The organism is Psychroserpens sp. AS72, from assembly GCF_038900375.1.
Lineage (GTDB): Bacteria > Bacteroidota > Bacteroidia > Flavobacteriales > Flavobacteriaceae > Psychroserpens.
Genome location: NZ_JBBMRC010000001.1, coordinates 703,735 through 721,090, shown reverse-complemented (window position 1 = coordinate 721,090; position 17,356 = coordinate 703,735). Strand labels below are relative to the sequence as shown.

Here is a 17,356-nt window from a genome sequence, read left to right as displayed (position 1 = left end):
ATCACAATCATGAGAGGAAAGAATTTCAAAATAAGACTACTTATAGGTGCTGCAATCGCCTTGTTTTTTATTGTAAAACGATGTAGTCAAAGGGAAGAAAACCCATATACAGGACGTATGCAAACCATATCTATGACGTCTACTGAAGAAATTAATATTGGTCTTGCGAGTGCTCCAAAAATGGCACAACAGCATGGTGGATTACATCCTAACAACCAATATCAAGCTATGGTTGATGATATTGGTAACAAACTAGTTAACAATAGTATTGCCAGAGAAACACCGTATAAATATGAGTTTCATCTATTAGCAGATCCCAATACGATAAATGCTTTCGCTTTACCTGGCGGACAAGTTTTTATCACCTATGCATTATTTTCTAAACTAGAAAACGAAGATCAACTCGCAGGTGTTTTAGGTCATGAAATTGGTCACGTTCTTGGACGTCATAGTGCAGAGCGTATTGCAGAAAGTGAATACTGGCAAGGTCTAGCTACAGCAGGTTCTGTTGGAGCAGATGCAGGAGGTTTAGTAAGTGGTATTGGTCAAAATACGTTATTAACCAATGGTCGTGATGATGAATTAGAAAGTGATGATTTGGGCGTTAAATTTATGCTTAAAGCTGGTTTTGACCCAGAAGAAATGATTGGTGTCATGGAAATCTTAAAAGCTGCAGCTGGCCCAAATCGTGTACCAGAAATGCAAAGTACCCATCCAGATCCAGAAAATAGAATAGAAAAAATTAGAGAATCTATCCAAAAATATAAAAACGCATCCTAATAAGATGCGTTTTAAACTAACTAACTCAAATAATTGCTTCTTAATTGAAGCTTTTTTTGTTAAGAATCTAAACCTTTAATATAGGCTAAAGCGTCTTTTGCATTAGAAGCTTCAGCATATTTTTGTGCTGTCATACCTTTTGCAGACTTCACGTCTAGTTTAGCTCCTTTTTCTACTAACAGTTTTAAAATATCTAATCTATTGTACTTTGCTGCATACATAGCTGGTGTTAAACCATTAGATTTTTTGTTGACGTCTTGACCTAACTCAATAAGTTTTGTAACTGTTTCTAAATCTCCTTTTACGATAGAGATGCAAAATGGGTCAACTGCTCTTTTTGTTACAGTTTCATAAGTTGAAGTTGTTACAATGTCATTTGTAGCATGTAAGGTTGTAAATGAAAACCCTAATGCGATTGCGATAATTACTGCTGATTTTTTCATGATGAAAGATTTTTAAATTAATTGATTGTTTTTTGATTTTGAACTAGTTTACCTGAGTTCATATTTAAAAGACGACATAAAACTCAAAGTGTTACACAAAAAAATTTTAATAACATTTATTTAACTGTTTACTTACAAATGTGTTAATAGTTTCTTAAACAAATACTTACAAGTAAAATCAGGTTAATTACAAGACTATTAATTATTACTTTATCATATTTTGTAATCTTAATTTATAGATAAGAACTATTAAACTTTTATCTTTGATTCACATAAAACTCTTATAATGAACAAGAAAGTTATTTTAATGATTCTTGATGGTTGGGGAATGTCTCCTGACCCAAAAGTCTCTGCTATTGACAACGCACAAACACCTTTTATAGACTCACTCTATCACAAATATTCTCATGCCACTTTAAGAACCGATGGCTTACACGTAGGTTTACCTGAAGGACAAATGGGAAATAGCGAAGTTGGACACATGAATCTTGGAGCTGGTCGTATTGTGTATCAAGATTTAGTGAAAATTAATCTAGCGGTTAAAAATGACACATTAAAGGATGAGCAAACACTTATTGATGCCTTCCAATACGCAAAAGACAATAATAAACCTGTTCATTTTTTAGGTCTTGTAAGTGATGGAGGCGTTCACTCTCATATCAATCATTTATTTGGTTTGGTGGATGCTGCTAATAACTTCGGAATAAAAAACTCTTACGTTCATGCTTTTACAGATGGTAGAGATGTTGATCCTAAATCTGGATTTGGATTTATTTCATCCCTTGAAACTCACATCCAAAACACGAATACTAAGTTAGCAACTGTTTCTGGACGCTATTATGCAATGGATAGAGATAAACGTTGGGAACGTATCAAATTTGTATATGATGCTTTGGTAAATGGTCAAGGTGAACAGTCTAAAAATTTGACACAAAGTATAGAGAACAACTACAAAAATGGTATAACCGATGAGTTCATTAAACCTATCATTAAAGTTGGTGATGATAATCAACCGCTTGCAAAAATAAAAGATGGCGATGTGGTTATATTTTTTAACTTTAGAACAGATCGTGGTCGAGAATTAACTGAAGCATTAACACAAACCGACTTTCATGAGCAAAACATGCACAAGTTAGATTTACATTATGTGACTCTAACTAACTATGATGCTTCTTATAAAGGAATTAAAACGGTATTTGATAAAGATAATCTTACCGATACACTTGGTGAGGTATTAGAACGAAACAATAAAACCCAAATTAGAATTGCAGAAACTGAAAAATATCCTCACGTCACATTTTTCTTTTCTGGTGGACGAGAAAAACCATTTAAAGGTGAAACCAGATTATTAAGAAATTCTCCAAAAGTAGCCACATACGATTTAAAACCAGAAATGAGTGCTTTTGAATTAACAGATGCGCTAGTTCCCGAACTTAAAAAAGGAGATGTAGATTTTGTTTGTTTAAATTTTGCAAATGGAGATATGGTTGGTCATACAGGAGTTATGGAAGCTGCAATAAAAGCTTGTGAAGCTGTTGACACTTGTGTAAAACAAGTTATTGAAACTGCTTTAGATAATAATTATACAACTATCTTAATTGCAGATCATGGTAACTGCGAGACTATGATAAATCCCGATGGATCTCCTAATACAGCGCATACAACTAATCCTGTTCCTGTGATTTTAATTGATAACGAAAAGCTAACAATTAAAGATGGTATTTTAGGTGATATTGCTCCAACGATTTTAAAACTTATGGGTATTGAACAGCCAAAAGCGATGACGCAACACGCTTTGGTCTAAATACTATCTAAAAATTGTATTTTTGCACCTAACAAAAACTCACTAATGAATTTTCAAGATAAACTTGTCATAGCCATTGATTTTGATGGAACTATAGTTGAAGATGCTTATCCTAAAATAGGCAAGCCTCGTATTTTTGCATTTGAAACTATGAAACGTCTCCAACAAGATGGTCATAGAATCATTCTTTGGACCTACAGATGTGGTTCTAAACTAGAAGAAGCTGTCGCTTTTTGTAAAGAAAATGACATTACATTTTATGCAGTAAATCAAAGTTTTCCTGAGGAGCAATATGACAATTCTGTGAGTAGAAAAATCTATGCAGATATTTACATAGATGATAGAAACATTGGTGGCATCTTAGGTTGGGGTGAAGTATATCAACTTATCACTAACGAAGAACCAAACATGAATATTCCAAAACAAAAAAAGGGATTCTTTTCATTTTTAAAGAAATAACATGATAATAGTTAAAACAAAAGAAGAAATTGAGTTAATGCGCCAAAGCGCACTCGTAGTTTCTAAAACTTTAGGTATGCTTGCAAAAGAAACCAAAGAAGGTGTGACAACAATGCAATTAGATAAACTCGCTGAAGATTTCATAAGAGCTCAAGGTGCATTACCTGGCTTTTTAGGATTGTATGATTGTCCGTCAACATTATTATGCAGTGTTAATGAAGCTGTAGTTCATGGATTACCAACAGAAACACCACTCAAAAATGGAGACATCGTTTCTATAGATTGTGGTGCATTAATGAATGGTTTCTATGGAGATCATGCCTATACTTTTGAAATTGGAGAAGTTGCACCCGAAACTAAGAAACTAGTACAAATAACCAAAGAGTCCTTATACGTTGGAATAAGAGAATTTAAAGTTGGTAACCGTGTTGGTGATGTTGGTTTTGCAATACAACAATATTGTGAAGCACAAGGTTATGGTGTAGTTAGAGAACTTGTTGGTCATGGATTAGGTCGTAAAATGCACGAAGATCCCGAAATGCCAAACTATGGTCGTAGAGGTCGTGGTAAAAAATTTATTGATGGTATGGTCGTGGCAATTGAGCCAATGATTAATGGTGGTACACACAAAGTAAGACAACTCAAAGATGGTTGGACTATCGTTACTCAAGATGGTAAACCTAGTGTGCACTTTGAACATGATATCGCTCTAATAGACGGTAAACCAGAAATTTTATCTACGTTTGATTACATACATGAAGCTCTTGGTATTACAAGTGATGAGGAAGCTGAATTTAAAAATCATGTACCATCTCATACCTAGTTTAAAAACCCTTGAAAAAGCTCTTTAAGTTTATTCTAAATACAATACCAAGACCTTTACTTATAAGGTTAAGTTATTTTGCTCGACCTATTCTAGTATTTTTTTTAAGAGGAGATAAGTTTACAGATCCAATTGACGGCAAGAGTTTTAAATCGTTTTTACCTTATGGCTACGGAAATCAGCGTAATAACGTCCTATCGCCTTCTACATTAAGTTTAGAGCGTCATAGATTGTTATGGTTATACTTACAAAATGAAACTAATTTTTTGTCTTCGGAAATTTTAACTGATAGGAAAAAAGTGCTTCACTTTGCACCAGAACAGTGTTTTTTGAAACGTTTTAGAGCACTTAAACATATAGATTATACTACAACAGATTTACTCTCTCCAATTGCAGATGTAAAAGCAGATATCTGCAATTTACCTTTTGAAGATAATAGCTATGATATTATTTTTTGCAATCATGTTTTAGAGCATATTCCTGATGACACTAAAGCCATGCAAGAACTATATCGTGTTATGAAACCAGGAGGTGTAGGAGTTTTTCAAATTCCACAAGATTTATCAAGAGCAGAAACCTTTGAAGATAATAGCATTACAGATCAAAAAGAGCGCGCAAAAATATTCGGTCAATATGATCATGTTCGTGTCTATGGTCGTGATTATTTTGATAAACTTCGAAGTGTAGGTTTTAAAGTTGACGAAGTGGATTATACTTCTAAACTTTCCGAAGAAAACATTGAAAAATATTGTTTAGCAAAAGGTGAGATTTTACCTGTGGTTTATAAATAGAACAACGACTATAATGACACAACAAATTATAATTGCTACAGGCGCCTTTTTTGGTATGTTATCTGTAATATTTGGTGCTTTTGGAGCTCATGCTTTAAAGAAAATCTTATCTAACGATCAATTACATAGTTTTGAAGTTGGTGTTAAATATCAAATGTATCATGCTATAGTATTACTCGCTATAGGTTTTAACTCGTACAGTATAAGCTCAGTAATTTATTGGTGTTTTACCATAGGAATTGTATTATTCTCTTTTAGTATTTACGGTTTAATCTTATCTGATGCTAAAGGGAAAAAATTGCGTTTTTTAGGCCCTATTACTCCAATTGGTGGTTTGCTTTTGGTTGTTGGCTGGTTACTATTACTAATTAATGCTTTATAAAATTTAGATTGTATTTTGAGTAGATGTTTCCGAAGTAAAACAAAAAAAAGCCGAGCTAAATCTAATTTTAGAACGACTTTTTATAACAACTGATTAATAGCATTTATTGGACACCATCAGTTTTAAAAAGTCACAAAATTATTCAGGAAAATTATTCAAATTTAAAGTCTCTAACGCATTGTTATCATTTTCAAAAATGATATATACTTTTAGTTCAGTGTGTGATTTTAAAAACTCGGTCACTTTATCGATTCCCATAGCTTGAAACGCAGTTGCATAAGCATCTGCAATCATACATTCTTTTGCAATTACAGATACACTCAAAATATTCGTTTTTGAAGGATAACCAGTTTTAGTATTGATAATATGTGCATAACGATTTCCATTCTCATCAATTTTAAACTTCCTGTAAGTTCCTGAGGTTGCCATAGCTTCATCTTTTAAACTTATAGCTTTATAAACAGATTGTTCGCCATCAAAACGAGGCTCATCTAAACCTACTCGCCATGCCGATTTTTTATCAATATTTTCACCTTTTGCTCTAATCTCTCCTCCTATTTCTACTAGATAATTTTCTATTGACTTACTTTCAAGAAATTCTCCTATGACATCTACTCCATAACCTTTTGCTATGGCATTAAATTCTAGATAGGTATCTAAAGGTTTATTAATTTTGAAACCATCTTTATAAGGAGCGATTTGAACTTTCTGAAATCCTACATTTAACATTAAGTTATTTATCGTAACACTATCTGTTAAAAACTTATTTTTATCTGCTCCAAAACTCCAAGCATTTACAACATTACCAATTGTAGGATCAAATGCACCTTGCGTAACAGCAAATACGTTTCTTGATGCTCGAAATACTTTATTAAAATGTTGGTCTAAAATCACATCTTCATTTCGATTTAATTTTGAAATATCAGAATCTGGAATATACGTGGACATTGATTGATTTACGATAGTAAACAAACTATCAAATTGCTTGGTGTAGTCGATTTCCGAAGCATAAATAACAGAATAGGATGTACCAAAAACTGGTCCAGATAGAGTTGTGTTACTGTTTTGACTGCCTGCCTTTTTCTCATTTTCACATGAGATAGCTATAAGTAGAATCGCAATTATTAAAAGTCGTTTCATTTAATTTAGATTGTGTTCTAAAACTTGTATTCCGTTGTATTCTATAAGATACTCTTCGTTTAAATAAATGGGTAGATCTTCACCATTTGGGTTCCCCAATCCAACTCCTGCGTATAATACTTTTGCGTCTTTTTCAAAGGCATGTTTTTTGAAAGTTTCCATCCAAATAACATCATAATTATTAGGGTTTTCTGGAAGTTTCACTGCTCTCACAATCACAAAAAAGTACTGACTATTTTTATCAATACACACAAATTGTGGATGTTTTTTCAGCTTACTATTAATTGCTATAAACTCAAAACCACGTTTTTCTAAATCTTTTCCAACATGGTTCATTGCCAAGTTGTGAAGTTCTTGTTTTGTTAAGATTTTACTCATGTTGCAAAGATACGAAGTTGAGTTCAAAATCTTCCGAAGAAAAAATTATGATGACATATTTCTAATGTATCGATGTACTAGTAAATAATCATAAATCATTATAGATGAAAAAGCATTTTTACATTTTAACACTACTCTTATTGGTTTTTAATTGTACTTCGGAAAATGATAGTAATGATCCAAATAATCTTAATCCATGTCCATTTTCGGTCACTATTTCATAAAATCGAAAGGATGACACATCTCTTGAATGGACAGAATTTATTGATATTGATGATGATGATGATGATGCAATAACTTCTAGATTAGGTAAAGCCCAAATCATTTTAACATTTGGAGATAATTAGAAACTTAGACTTTTAATAAAAAATAATTTAAACTATATAGTTATGAACTCAAAAATTATACCTCTTGCAATTACAGTAATTGGAGCTCTATGCTTTGGTGGTAGTTTCTTTTTATCTAATTCTTCGTCTGGAGATTTAGATGTAGAAATAGACAAAACTGCTTTTATAATGCCTGCTGTACATCGAGTGTATGCCAATGAAGATGCACTTAATGGTAAGTACTATCTTTTTAAAGCTAAAATCACTAATAATAGCGATGCAACTTTAGAAGATGTAACTGTTAAATATCGTATACCAGATTATATCGATTGGACAGAACTCACCGTTTCTGGAGAGATGTTTCCTGGTCAAACAATAGTCATCCCATGTTATCCGAAATTTAAAGATGAGATTACTCAAAAAACGACAGAATCTATTGAAAAAACAGAAATAGAAATCACTTGGGATGGTGCAGATGAAGATGATATCATTGAAGAAGAATTTTCTTTTAAACTCACCAATAGGAACGAATACGTTTATACAGGAATCAAAAAAGAAGAAATTAGTACAGGAGCAGATTTATTTGATAATGATGATTTGTTAGCGTGTTTTGTTACTCCAAATGATCCAATTGTGAAGTATTACACTCAAAACCTTCAGGAAAAGCTAATGAAAGGTGAGCAAGCAACTGTTAGCAAAGACCCAAAAGATGGTGTGAAATTTCTAGGTGGCATCTATGAAGCTACAGTAAAATCTCACATGGTATATAGTGGTACAAAAGGCATCCCACAATCGACTGAAGATATTAGCTCTATCGTACAACAAGTAAGATTACCTAGAGAAGTTATTACAGGTAATACTGGACTGTGTATTGAGTTAAGTTGTTTCTATGCTAGTGTATTATCTGCTGCAGGAATAGATCCTATTATTTATTTAATTCCTGGTCATGCATATCCTGGATTTAAAATGAATGGTCAATATTTTGCTATTGAAGCGACAGGAATTGGTGGTGAAAGCATAGGAGGTGTTTCTTCCGTAGAAAAAGCTTTTGAACAAGGCCAAAAACAGTTACAAGAATTTATACAACGTAAAAATGCTGGTGATTCTCGTTATGTTGCTGTAGATATCCATGCTTTAAATCAAGATGGTGCAACTGCGATGGATTTAAAAGACAATGACTTTATGCGTAAAAAAGTAGATGATATTGTTGCATCATGGTCTGGAGGCAAGCCTGTTAGAACTATAGATAACAACAGACAGAAAAACAATGACATCACGATACCAAATACACCTTTGGTTGCTAACAACACATTGTCATTTCCAGTGCCAAGTGGTTGGTCAACAATGATGCGTCCTGTACCTCAAATACCAATTCTTACTGCTCAAGTAGTAGCACCAGATCAATTAACAACAGTTAGTATTTATGATATTCCTGTTGCTAATTCACAGCAAGCGCTGTCTACTCTTAATCAATATTTTCTTGGATTTGGGTTAGAAATGCAATATCAAATTAACGGTAATTCTATATCTGGCCAAACGTTTTCTATGGATGGCGTTTTTAATTGGGTAGGAAAAACGATTAGAGTAAATAACGGAATTAGAATTGTTGCGGTTGGAGCTCCAGATTATGCCTATAATCAAAACTCAAATATTATAAACCAAGTGTACAATAGCATTAGATAATTAAAAAATAGCAATATGAAAACGATAACAACTTTTATAATAGTCATTGCAATGTCATGGATTGGACATTCACAGCAATTAAGTCAAAAAATTGAAATGAAACTTGATGAAATAGGCAACGCAACTCTTAATATTTCATCGACAATGAATGCATCTCAATGGCAACAGTGGAATGGCACTTATGGTTCAAATCCTTCGGCATTAAAAAGAGACATGGAACGCAGTATGCCAGCTTTTATAGTTGATGACTTTAAATTAGAGAAAGATGATATGAACCGTTCATTTAACTTGAGCTTAAAAGCCTTTGGTGTTTGTAAAATTGATAAACGTGGACGATGGATTATGGATACAGACAAAAAAGAGGTGCAATTGACAGAGCTTAGTGATCGCAAATATATGATTGTTGCTAGTCCACCAGAATTTGGAGGCAATTTGCAACAAACTACTATTATTGAGTTTCCTGAAACTGCCAATAATATTAAGGTTGATAAGGATTCCTTCGGAAAAACAATATTTGAATTTAAAATGGATAATCCTTCTTCTTCATTTAATCTATTGCGTTGGTCCGGACTAGCACTAATGATTGTTGGTGGAGGATGGTTAGGAAAAAATGCATTAGCAAAATAGTTTTGATGACATAATTTAAATAAAACGATGCTAAAGTAATAAAGGTAGTTTGACGTTTAAAACTTGATTTAATAGTGTAGTATTTGTAGAAAAACAAAATAGTCGTATATTCCTGTTGACTAGCTATTAACATGAGGGAAGCCTATAATATTGATCACCAACTACAACTTATAACCGCTATTAAAGACAATAATTCTATTGCTTTGAAAGCGTTCTACACGTCTAATTATCCAAAAATAGAAGCACTAATTTTAAAAAATAGTGGTTCGCAAGATCATGCTAAAGACATTTATCAAGATGCGTTTATCAGCATGTGGAATAACATAAGAAATGAGTCTTTTGTACCTCAAAATGATACAGCTTTGCAAGGTTATTTATATCAAATCGCAAAGAATAAATGGATGGATGTTTTACGATCAAAACGTTTTAAAACTACACAATCGTTAACTGAAGAACGTACATTATTTTTAAAACAAGATGACACTATTGAAGATGACGATCATGACAAAAAATTAAACATAACAATGACTGCTTTTAAGGACTTAGGTCAGCCTTGTAAAGATTTATTAAAGACCTTTTATTTTGATAAGAAATCATTACGAGAAATCGCTTCAGATTTAAACATTGAAGAGACTTCTGTTCGTAACAAAAAGTACAGATGTATGGAAAAATTAAGAGCAACTGTATTAGCCTTTAAATCATAAAAATTGAAAAATAATAGCAACATATCACAAGAATTATTAGAAACCATTGAGCGTTACTACAAAGGAACAATGCCTAAAGATGAACGTACTTCTTTTGAATTAAAACTTGCCGAAGATCAAGAGTTCAAAGTATTAGTTGAAGACATCAAAACTTTAATTTTAGGTATTGAAAACCAATCTCTAAAAGAACAACTGGACGTTTTTCATGAGGATTTGCCTAAAAAGATTTCCGTAGAAAAAAGAAGAGTTGGCGCTTTTCCACATTTAGGAAAATATGCAGCAGCTGCAGCTATTTTATTAGCAATAGCTTTTTTATGGGTTTATAGTGTACCTCAAAACGAACGTTTATATGCTAAATATTTCACTCCAGATCCTGGTTTACCAACTGTAATGAGTAGCAATTCTAATTTTGAATTTTATGATGCTATGGTAAATTATAAGCAAGGTGAGTATAAAATGGCTATTGATAAATGGGACGTTTTAAAAACAAAAACTCCAAATAATGATACACTTAATTACTTTTTAGGTGTGGCGCATTTGGCTAACAAAAATGAAACAACTGCTATTGATTTATTAAAACAAGTAACTCAAAATTCTAATTTCGCTTTATCTGATGAAGCCTTTTATTATTTAGGTTTAGCTCAATTAAAACAAGGCAACATAGATGATGCCAAAAAGAATTTAAAACATTCTAAAACAGATAACAGTAAAGCCCTTTTATCTAAACTTAACGATTAAAAATACTTATTAGTTAATGTGTTGATTATGAAACAATTTAAACATTGTATTAGGATAGCTATATCTATATCTATGCTTATCGGGTTACATTTAAAGGGATCCTCTCAAAATAATGAGATCTCTAAAACTAACGTATTAGACTCACTGATAGCTAAAAAAGAATTTATTAAAGCCGAAGCTGTACTTGTAAAAAACATCAAGCAACTAAAACAAAAAGAACACTTTCAAGAGCTTACTAGTTACATCTACTATGTTGGAAAAATTAGTTTGAATCTCGATGGTAAGGATACAGCTGTAAAAAAAACAAAGGACTTTGCGAATAGCATTACCGAAGCTACAGACTCCTTAACAGTTTCCAGACAAAAACATCTTATTTTGTCTAGATTTTATGCTCATTTACGTGATTACAGAAGCGCTTCAGAAGAAAACATGTTAGCGCTTGAAGACACAAATAAAATGACTGATGCGACTGGAGATTTATTCGGGATAATTCATCATAATTTAAGTATTGATTTTAGGCGTTTAGGAGAGATAAAAAAAGCAACATGGCACAGTAAAAAATCACTTGAATACTACTTATCATACCCTAAAACCGACAAAATTAAAATTTTAGATGCTTATAATTCTTTAGGAGGCAGAATGTGGGATATCTATAAAATAGATAGCGCTTTATACTATTTTAAAAAAGGAGACAAAATAATTGATGACCTTGAGAAAACTCCTATGAATACTTATTATCATAAAGCAAAAACACAATCTAATATTAGTTCAATCTATTCGCTTCTAGGTCAACCAACAGAAGCATTAAACTACAATGAAAAAGCCATAAAAAATTACATGAATTTTATTAGAGCTGATTCAAAAGGAAATGATTTTTACAAAGAAGAAGCTCGACTATTCTTATTTATGACCATTGAAAATTATGCAGATGACTTTACTAAGCAAGGTAATTACAAAAAAGCAAAAGATTTAATAGAATATGTTTATGAGCAAAAGCTAAAATTTTTACCTGCAAATGATACCGAAATCGCATATACAAGTTTGCAATTAGGTCATATTTATTTACAATTAAAAGACTATAAAATTGCTGAAGATTTATTTGATAAAGGTTTAGAGATTTACACTAACAATGAGCAAAAGAATGATTTAGGAATCGCAGATGCTTACTTTTATAAAGGTAAAGTAAACGATTTTTATAAAAACATAAATCTCGCTAGGGAGTATTATGAAAAAAGTAAACGGTATTATGAAAAAGTCTTTGGGGATGATTACGATGAATTTTATCTAAATGCCATGTTAACCTACTCTAACTTTTATTCAAAAAATGGGTATACAGATAAAGCCATTGAAATAGCTAAACAAACGTACACATATGTTGTAAATAACCAAGGCGAAACAACCACTTTAGAATACTCACAATTGGTAAACTTAGCAAATATTTATTATGATTCTAAAAACTATAGTGAAGCTTCAATTCAAATACATAAAGCCTTAGATTTAATAGAGAACTCAAATTCTTCACAATCAAACAAATTAAATGCTTTAAATGTTAGTTTAAAAAAACCAATGGCTTTATTGCTTAAATCTAAGGTAGAACTACAATTACAAACTAAGAAAGATTCTATATTTCTAAAAGAACAATATTTAAATCTTAAAGAAGCAATTTCCATTTTAGAACAACAAAAAACTATTGTAACAGAAGATCAAAATGTATCAATAATTGTAGAAGATAACAACCAGTTATTTGAGTTTTCAAAGAAAATCACCTTAATGCTCTACAAAGAAACTAAAAACCCTAAATACTTAAACGACATATTAAGTCTTCATGAATCTAAACTTTACAATAAAATAAGGCAACAACTTAATATAAAATCTAACTTTTCTTCTACCAATATTCCTAATGAAGTTATAGAACAAGAAAAACAGTTAAAAGAGGCTCTCAATTCTGCATTAAAAATTGAAAACGGTTTAGAATCTTTCTTTAAAGCAAATACAGATTGGACTCATTTTCTAGAGACCATTAAAATAAATTACCCAAAGTATTACGCTTTAAGATATGCTTCAATATCAAAGTCCATAAGTGATTTCAATTCAGATTTCCCTAAAAATACATCTGTAATACGATATGTATTTATAGATGATTTATTGTATGCTTTTAATATAGAAAAAGACAAAATCAAAGTACATGATATCGATGTTGTGGCATTAAATAAAATATTAATAGCTAAAGAAAATGAAACAGGACTTATTGAAAATAACTTGAATTCTAACCATCACTTATACCAAATATTATGGCAACCATTTGCAGATGAAATCACTAATGAAAATTTAATTATTGTACCAGATGGCGAACTATTTAATTTAAGTTTTGAAGTCTTAACTCCTACTAAAACAAAAACATTTAAAGATTTAGCTCAACATAGTTTACTTAATACATACAACATATCATACAATTACAGCTTACTACTAATTAACAAAAACAAAACACCAAAATTCTTCGAAAACAATTTTATAGCTTTTTCACCAGAGTTCAATGATCAAATGAAATCCAATTACAAAACTGCCATTACAGATTCGGTATTTCTAGATAAAACATATTTAACATTATTACCTCAACCTTTTAGTAAAGACCTAGCACAATCCTCATCTAAAATTTTTAACGGCACATCTTTTATTAACGAAACTGCCTCTAAACAAGTATTTTCAAAAGAAGCCAAGGAGCATAAAATTATTCATATTGGTACACATGCAGAATCTAATAACGTATCTCCAGAATTATCGCGACTCATATTTGCAAAAACTATAAATGATACTATTTCTTCGGAAGACAATTCGCTTTATACCTATGAAATCTATAACCAAAATTTAGCGTCTAACTTAGCAATTCTCACAGCTTGCGAAACTGGAAAACCAACATATCAAGCTGGTGAAGGTATGATCTCATTGGCACATGCATTTAATTATGCAGGAAGCGAAAGTATCTTAACGAGCTTATGGAAAATAGATGAAAAATCAAGTGCTGAAATTACAGCACACTTTTATGGTTATCTCAAAAATGGCTTGGCTAAAGATGAAGCCTTACGCAAAGCCAAATTAGATTATTTAGCTACAGCACAAGGCAGAACGTTAGCTCCTCAATATTGGGCTGGTTTGGTGTTAATTGGAGATACTAATCCTATCGAGTTAGATAGTTCTTCTAACTTAATCTTCTGGTTAAGCATTTCTGCTGTGTTCCTAATTTTATTGGTAGTTATAATAAGAAAAAAACGTAAGGCATAAAAAAGAGTTTTCAGTGAACTGAAAACTCCTTTTTAAAAATAAACCTGCATTAAAATTCCCTAAAAATTAATAGCAATCAAGCTTATTAACTAATCATCGAGATACATTTAAAATGTGAGCATAAAAAAACCATCATTTTCATGATGGTTATATTTTACTATCTCTTTTTAGTTAGAAATCATAACTTTTTTAATAATGGTTTGATTTGATGTTTTGTTATTAATATTTAAAAAATACATACCAGATGTTAAGTTGCTCGTTTTAATCACTGTATCTGTAGATGTAAACTCGCCTTTTTTAACAGTTTGACCTAATTGATTGATCAAATTCCATTCTGCATCAAGCGTATATTCAGTTTTTATATGTAATACATCTTTAGCTGGATTAGGGTAAATGCTTAACATTTCCAAAGCGATAAAATCATCATCACTCAACGTAGCTCCAGGACCAAGAAGGTAGATGGATTCATCTTTTATTTCTACGGAAAAGATAACGAAATTACCACCATATTCTGCTGCAATAGTTTCTGGTAAATTACTAGTATTAAGCGACGTAGAAGATAGAATTTCAAATACGGCATCATTAGCTGGTAAATAGCCTAAAATCACATTAAAATCGCCATCAATAACAGCATTACTTTGTACGACTACTCTATCATATTGTGTACCAACGGTTGGTCCATCAATCTCAATATTAATGGTTGCATCTGCTCCTGTAGTGAGATTTCCTGCAATAGTCAAAATACCTGGAGAACTGCCTGGAGACATTTCAGAATTAACGATAAAACCATCTGGCAAATCAATACTACCACTACCTCCAATATTAGAAAAAGGACCTTGAATGTAACTTTGATTTATTGCCAATGTTCCTATTTCACTAATAATATCTGAATTATTAGTGAGACCTGTTAAATCTATTGTTGAAGTACCTGTGCCAGCTGTTTTTGTAATACCGTTAACACCTTGAATATTAAATAAATGATTTGTTCCGCTATCATAACCTATCGTAATATTATCTGCATTAATATTATAATTGACAAAATTAAAAATTCTAATTCTACCATTATTGATATTCAAATTACCTTGATTGTGATCTATATTTGATTGAAATGCCCAAATCTCAAAGTCATCTTCCATTTCTTTTAAACCTGGACCATCTAAAACTAAACTACCATAATTAATTAATAGCGATTGCACATTGGTATCTTGTTTAGAAATCTCTCCTGCATTCCAAATTATTGTTCCACCAATATTATTATTTATTGAAGAGTACATTGACAAATCTCCATTAATAATTAGTGTATTTCCACCTCCAACTATAATTTCTTTTGCACTTGTTGTTCCTGCTCCATTAGTATATACGATATCTCCAGCTCCAGGCATATTGATATACACAATATCATTTGCTGTTGGAACACCAAAAGGATCCCAATTTGAAGGATTATCCCAAGCACCATTACCTGCTTCGCCATCCCAAGATTTAGCAGACGAGTAATTAACATCTGTTACTGTGTAATAAATACCATCTGCTTCACATTCTACACCAAATGAAACTTCAATACCACCAGCTTGATTTTCTGGCACAAAAACGGTTGTTGCTGTACCACATGAACCTTGAGCACCTTCAATAAGTTGAAATGAATCTCCAATTTGAGGTCCAAAACCATTCATGTAAATAGTCATAAAACCGTTAAAATAATAATTCTCACCACAACTAATTTTGTCAAATATGCTAATTTCATTGATTGACAATTCAATTGTACTTGTAACATCTACAATAAAATCACCAGATAGAGAAATATCGCCTTGAGCAAAGAGCGTCGCAAAATTTCTAAGTTCTAATGTACCGTAAGTATCAAATGACGTCCCTTGATAATAGACAAAGCCACCATCAATTAAAATATCATCTCCAAATTGAGGCACATCAAAATAAGACCAATTATAGGGATCTTCCCAACTGTAACCATCACCATTACCAGTAAATTCGTTTTGCGTAAGAGCAGTCATTGAGACACAAAAAAGTGTCATAATAAGTAAAATTCGTTTCATAATTAATAGCATTTATATGTTTGTATATAGCTACATCGAAACGATTTTAAAATGTGAGCAAGGTTTTAGAAATTATTTAAATCGCACAAACTTTGCACGATCAAACGTATAATTAGAAACAGGAATCACAGCATCATTTTCTAATTCATACCAAGGTGAAATTGTAGCGTCTTCTAGATTTTTAACTAAATGCACACTTTGAGCAGGTGTATTGCCTTGAAATAACACATACAGTTTATCACCATGCTCATTTACAACTTCATCACCTATCATTACAATATGGCCTGGAGAACCACCTTTAATAAGCATATCTCCTATTTGTAAATCATTAGCGTCTATAGATTGGAGTTCATTATAAAGAGATAATGTACCTGAATACATGTAGATTAAATTAAGGTATTTGTAGAAGTTTTCTTCGGAATGACTTGCGCTTGCGGTTTTATGAAAGCTTACTTTATTGCCATTAATTTTTGGTCGATAACCTTCAGCATATTTTTGCCATGAGCAATAATGTCCAGACGTAAAATTGAAGCCTATTTCGTCTTTTCGGTTATTTTCCCAAAGGTATTCACTTCTAATTCTAATGAGTGCATCTGCACATTGTTGCAATCCGTTTTTTGGCACTGGGATTTCTAAAATCCCAATGTGACCTCCTTGCCAGAAATATTCAGAATTATCATAATTTATAATTTTACTACCAAAAGATTTCAGTTTATAGTTCCGAAGATAATCTTCATAACTCCCTTTTTCATAAATAACACGTTTATACCCTTCTGGAATATTAACTCTAGACGCTATTGTTACACTATCTTTATTTATAAGGTTTGGAGTTTCTATACTTGCTTTGACACTATTTACTGCTTTTTTCACAGGTTTAAACTGAAATACTAATACTACAAGTGATGATAAAATTAGGAGGACAAGTACGGTTTTCTTCATAATTAGAATAAC

Annotated in this window: 17 protein-coding genes; 11 read left to right on the top strand and 6 right to left on the bottom strand. The window is 31.8% G+C overall.

The genetic code is table 11. The annotated features are described in order from the left end of the window. Positions 1-9: 9 nt before the first annotated feature. The gene (locus WNY78_RS03100) at positions 10-780 is read left to right on the top strand and encodes a M48 family metalloprotease (protein ID WP_342871714.1); all 771 of its coding nucleotides are present in this window, start codon (positions 10-12) and stop codon (positions 778-780) included. Positions 781-839: 59 nt separating this feature from the next. On the opposite strand, the gene WNY78_RS03095 is transcribed toward WNY78_RS03100, so the two are convergent. Then, positions 840-1,223: an ankyrin repeat domain-containing protein gene (locus WNY78_RS03095; protein ID WP_342871713.1), complete on the bottom strand. Its 384-nt coding sequence runs from the start codon at positions 1,221-1,223 to the stop codon at positions 840-842. Between the two features lie 286 nt (positions 1,224-1,509). On the opposite strand from WNY78_RS03095, the gene gpmI reads away from it, so the two are divergent. The 5 genes from gpmI to WNY78_RS03070 are packed head-to-tail and all read left to right on the top strand — an operon-like array spanning position 1,510 to position 5,482. Continuing rightward, positions 1,510-3,027, top strand: a complete 1,518-nt coding sequence (gpmI, locus tag WNY78_RS03090; protein WP_342871712.1) for a 2,3-bisphosphoglycerate-independent phosphoglycerate mutase — start codon at positions 1,510-1,512, stop codon at positions 3,025-3,027. 45 nt (positions 3,028-3,072) lie between these two features. Continuing rightward, positions 3,073-3,486, top strand: a complete 414-nt coding sequence (locus WNY78_RS03085) for a hydrolase (protein ID WP_342871711.1) — start codon at positions 3,073-3,075, stop codon at positions 3,484-3,486. A 1-nt stretch (position 3,487) separates the two neighbouring features. Further along, on the top strand, positions 3,488-4,309 hold the full coding sequence (gene map / locus WNY78_RS03080; RefSeq protein WP_342871710.1) for a type I methionyl aminopeptidase: 822 nt from the start codon (positions 3,488-3,490) through the stop codon (positions 4,307-4,309). An 11-nt stretch (positions 4,310-4,320) separates the two neighbouring features. After that, positions 4,321-5,100 carry a methyltransferase domain-containing protein gene (locus tag WNY78_RS03075; protein ID WP_342871709.1) on the top strand — a complete coding sequence of 260 codons (780 nt, stop codon included), beginning with the start codon at positions 4,321-4,323 and terminating at the stop codon, positions 5,098-5,100. A 13-nt stretch (positions 5,101-5,113) separates the two neighbouring features. Then, positions 5,114-5,482, top strand: a complete 369-nt coding sequence (locus WNY78_RS03070; protein ID WP_342871708.1) for a DUF423 domain-containing protein — start codon at positions 5,114-5,116, stop codon at positions 5,480-5,482. Between the two features lie 138 nt (positions 5,483-5,620). Here the strand turns inward: WNY78_RS03070 and WNY78_RS03065 are convergent, their stop codons facing one another. From WNY78_RS03065 to WNY78_RS03055, 3 genes are all read right to left on the bottom strand, one after another. Further along, complete coding sequence (locus WNY78_RS03065) at positions 5,621-6,622, bottom strand: FAD:protein FMN transferase (protein ID WP_342871707.1); 1,002 nt, start codon at positions 6,620-6,622, stop codon at positions 5,621-5,623. Next, positions 6,623-7,000 (bottom strand): Na(+)-translocating NADH-quinone reductase subunit F, encoded by a 378-nt coding sequence (locus WNY78_RS03060; protein ID WP_342871706.1) that lies wholly within the window; start codon positions 6,998-7,000, stop codon positions 6,623-6,625. It lies immediately after the preceding gene. A 118-nt stretch (positions 7,001-7,118) separates the two neighbouring features. Beyond that, positions 7,119-7,325 carry a hypothetical protein gene (locus WNY78_RS03055; RefSeq protein ID WP_342871705.1) on the bottom strand — a complete coding sequence of 69 codons (207 nt, stop codon included), beginning with the start codon at positions 7,323-7,325 and terminating at the stop codon, positions 7,119-7,121. 64 nt (positions 7,326-7,389) lie between these two features. On the opposite strand from WNY78_RS03055, the gene WNY78_RS03050 reads away from it, so the two are divergent. The 5 genes from WNY78_RS03050 to WNY78_RS03030 all read left to right on the top strand — a co-directional run bounded on the left by WNY78_RS03050 (position 7,390) and on the right by WNY78_RS03030 (position 14,357). Then, positions 7,390-9,009 (top strand): hypothetical protein, encoded by a 1,620-nt coding sequence (locus WNY78_RS03050; protein WP_342871704.1) that lies wholly within the window; start codon positions 7,390-7,392, stop codon positions 9,007-9,009. Between the two features lie 15 nt (positions 9,010-9,024). Beyond that, complete coding sequence (locus WNY78_RS03045; RefSeq protein ID WP_342871703.1) at positions 9,025-9,636, top strand: hypothetical protein; 612 nt, start codon at positions 9,025-9,027, stop codon at positions 9,634-9,636. Between the two features lie 131 nt (positions 9,637-9,767). Continuing rightward, positions 9,768-10,340 carry a sigma-70 family RNA polymerase sigma factor gene (locus tag WNY78_RS03040; protein WP_342871702.1) on the top strand — a complete coding sequence of 191 codons (573 nt, stop codon included), beginning with the start codon at positions 9,768-9,770 and terminating at the stop codon, positions 10,338-10,340. Positions 10,341-10,343: 3 nt separating this feature from the next. Continuing rightward, positions 10,344-11,078, top strand: coding sequence for a tetratricopeptide repeat protein (locus tag WNY78_RS03035; protein WP_342871701.1), 735 nt, complete (start codon positions 10,344-10,346; stop codon positions 11,076-11,078). Between the two features lie 27 nt (positions 11,079-11,105). Continuing rightward, the gene (locus WNY78_RS03030; RefSeq protein ID WP_342871700.1) at positions 11,106-14,357 is read left to right on the top strand and encodes a CHAT domain-containing tetratricopeptide repeat protein; all 3,252 of its coding nucleotides are present in this window, start codon (positions 11,106-11,108) and stop codon (positions 14,355-14,357) included. Positions 14,358-14,524: 167 nt separating this feature from the next. On the opposite strand, the gene WNY78_RS03025 is transcribed toward WNY78_RS03030, so the two are convergent. After that, positions 14,525-16,405: a T9SS type A sorting domain-containing protein gene (locus WNY78_RS03025; protein WP_342871699.1), complete on the bottom strand. Its 1,881-nt coding sequence runs from the start codon at positions 16,403-16,405 to the stop codon at positions 14,525-14,527. Between the two features lie 72 nt (positions 16,406-16,477). Next, positions 16,478-17,344, bottom strand: a complete 867-nt coding sequence (locus WNY78_RS03020; protein ID WP_342871698.1) for a DUF4846 domain-containing protein — start codon at positions 17,342-17,344, stop codon at positions 16,478-16,480. Positions 17,345-17,356: the final 12 nt, after the last annotated feature.

Coding starts and splice junctions, on each gene's coding strand:
- WNY78_RS03100 (WP_342871714.1), top strand. CDS start 10: ATGAGAGGAAAGAATTTCAAAATAAGACTACTTATAGGTGCTGCAATC.
- WNY78_RS03095 (WP_342871713.1), bottom strand. CDS start 1,223: ATGAAAAAATCAGCAGTAATTATCGCAATCGCATTAGGGTTTTCATTT.
- gpmI (WP_342871712.1), top strand. CDS start 1,510: ATGAACAAGAAAGTTATTTTAATGATTCTTGATGGTTGGGGAATGTCT.
- WNY78_RS03085 (WP_342871711.1), top strand. CDS start 3,073: ATGAATTTTCAAGATAAACTTGTCATAGCCATTGATTTTGATGGAACT.
- map (WP_342871710.1), top strand. CDS start 3,488: ATGATAATAGTTAAAACAAAAGAAGAAATTGAGTTAATGCGCCAAAGC.
- WNY78_RS03070 (WP_342871708.1), top strand. CDS start 5,114: ATGACACAACAAATTATAATTGCTACAGGCGCCTTTTTTGGTATGTTA.
- WNY78_RS03065 (WP_342871707.1), bottom strand. CDS start 6,622: ATGAAACGACTTTTAATAATTGCGATTCTACTTATAGCTATCTCATGT.
- WNY78_RS03060 (WP_342871706.1), bottom strand. CDS start 7,000: ATGAGTAAAATCTTAACAAAACAAGAACTTCACAACTTGGCAATGAAC.
- WNY78_RS03055 (WP_342871705.1), bottom strand. CDS start 7,325: ATGATTTGGGCTTTACCTAATCTAGAAGTTATTGCATCATCATCATCA.
- WNY78_RS03050 (WP_342871704.1), top strand. CDS start 7,390: ATGAACTCAAAAATTATACCTCTTGCAATTACAGTAATTGGAGCTCTA.
- WNY78_RS03045 (WP_342871703.1), top strand. CDS start 9,025: ATGAAAACGATAACAACTTTTATAATAGTCATTGCAATGTCATGGATT.
- WNY78_RS03040 (WP_342871702.1), top strand. CDS start 9,768: ATGAGGGAAGCCTATAATATTGATCACCAACTACAACTTATAACCGCT.
- WNY78_RS03030 (WP_342871700.1), top strand. CDS start 11,106: ATGAAACAATTTAAACATTGTATTAGGATAGCTATATCTATATCTATG.
- WNY78_RS03025 (WP_342871699.1), bottom strand. CDS start 16,405: ATGAAACGAATTTTACTTATTATGACACTTTTTTGTGTCTCAATGACT.
- WNY78_RS03020 (WP_342871698.1), bottom strand. CDS start 17,344: ATGAAGAAAACCGTACTTGTCCTCCTAATTTTATCATCACTTGTAGTA.